The sequence below is a fragment of the Mycobacterium sp. E3298 genome, from assembly GCF_001666895.1.
GTDB lineage: Bacteria > Actinomycetota > Actinomycetes > Mycobacteriales > Mycobacteriaceae > Mycobacterium.
On record NZ_LZJB01000150.1, the window covers coordinates 1 to 1,810 of the forward strand.

Consider the following 1,810-nt stretch of genomic DNA (forward strand, 5'->3'; position numbering starts at 1 on the left):
TGCTGCATACCCGTACCGTGACAGCCGTGCCCGGGTCGTTCTACAACTACTATCAACGCGGGGGCTCGCTCACGCACAGCTTCAGGCCCGATTACCTGCAGAAGGAGCTGACGCTCGTCGAGAAGTTCAGAGCCTACTACGACACCTACGAGGACCGGGAGAAAACCGATAACATGACGATGGGCCTCCTGTTCGACCGCGTACTGGACAACAGCCTGCACAACCTGGAGAGCGGGCAGGGACTTCGACGCTTGCGGGCGGACCTGGTACAGGCGGGCGGACATGCCTTCTTCGACGCCAGCATGCGGAAGATTGCGAGGGATAAGGATACCTGGCTGCCGCTTCGGGGCTTTGCACGGCTCAACGCCCGCAGATGGTTCCTGCTCGCAGGCTGCTATCTGAAGGCGTACTATGTCGCGACCAAGCTGAAAAAAGGCTTGGAAAGCCGGAGATTGCGGCGTGAAGAGGCGAGCAGAGTTGATACGAATAAGATGGAAGAGCACAACATGGAAGCGAACAAGATAGGAGCGAACAACATAGAAGCGAACAACATAGAAGCGATGGGATAGAAGTAAGCAAGATCAAAGTGAAGAGTCGGCGAAGGATCGAGCGAAGGATCGAAGGCAAAAGCGCTGGAAAGAAAGGAATTCTAGCGTTGGGTTAGGATGGACAGCAGAGAACGGTACAAACGCAGGAATCGAGGATAGATGCAAACAAGAGAGATCGCCGGAATTCGGCGATCTCTCTTGTTGCTCGGCCGTACTTTTGAGGCTGGCGCGCTAGGCCGCGCCTTACCCGTTTTCTGCGACTACCATTCGGCTGCAGCGGAACTCGGATCCGGCGCCGCGGCATGGCGTCGCAGGAGCGCCCGCACGCGCCGCTTGGCGCGCGCGGCGAGGTCGTACAGCAGGAGATAGCAGGCGCTCAGCCGGTATTGCTTGCGCGAAGCTAAAAATGCAAAGCCCCGCAGCGGGAGCCAGGTCCGCCTGTTGCGGGCGATGCTGCGCATGCCGGCGGAGAAGAAGTCGAACCCGCCGGCGTAGCGCAGGTCGCTCCGCAGGCTGCCGAGCTTCCGGCCGTCGGACAGATGGCCCATGCAGATCGCAAGCATGCGGTCGAACAGAAGACCGGCCATCATGGCCTCCGCGCGGCCCCGCTCGGGATAGGGCGCGTAATAATCCTGGAATTTTTGAATGAGCGTGAGCTCCTTTTTGAGAAAATCCGGCTTGTGGCTGTGAATCAACGATCCGCTGCGCTGATAGTAAAAATAGAGGGAGTCCGTCACCGAGGCGACGGTGCGCGTATGCAGCAGGTAATAGAGATTGAACAGCACGTCCTCGCTGAAGATGTCCTTCTTCGATTCGAAGCGGACGCCGTGCGCGTCCAGTATGCTCTTCTTGTACAGCTTGTTCCAGACGGCCGTCGAGAATGTCTTTTCCAGCCAGTACGTGTCGATTCCGTACGCCTCGACGGAGATCGTCGCGGCGGGGCATCGCAGGGTGCCGGGGATCGTCCGGTCGTCGAAGGCCATGCTGAAGTCGCAGGCGCACAGGTCGGCGTCCGTCTCCAGGATGCGGTCGAGCAGGATGCGGAACATATCGGGATCCGCCCAATCGTCGGAGTCGACGAAGCCGACATAATGCCCGGAAGCGGCGGCCAAGCCGGTGTTGCGGGCTCCGCTTAAGCCTTCATTCTCCTGGCGGATGGCGATGATGCGCGGGTTGGCCCGAACATAGCCGGCGATAATCTCCGCCGAACGGTCCGTCGAGCCGTCGTCGACGACGACGATCTCGAGCCCGGCGAGCGTCTG

At 59.8% G+C, this 1,810-nt stretch carries 2 protein-coding genes; one reads left to right on the forward strand and one right to left on the reverse strand.

The genetic code is table 11. From position 1 onward, the window contains the following. On the forward strand, positions 1–569 hold a 569-nt coding region (locus A9X05_RS06825; protein ID WP_231978276.1), incomplete at its 5' end, for a hypothetical protein. A 239-nt stretch (positions 570–808) separates the two neighbouring features. Here A9X05_RS06825 and A9X05_RS06830 read toward each other — a convergent pair. Then, positions 809–1,810: glycosyltransferase (locus tag A9X05_RS06830; protein WP_156736531.1), on the reverse strand; the 1,002-nt coding region annotated here is incomplete at its 5' end.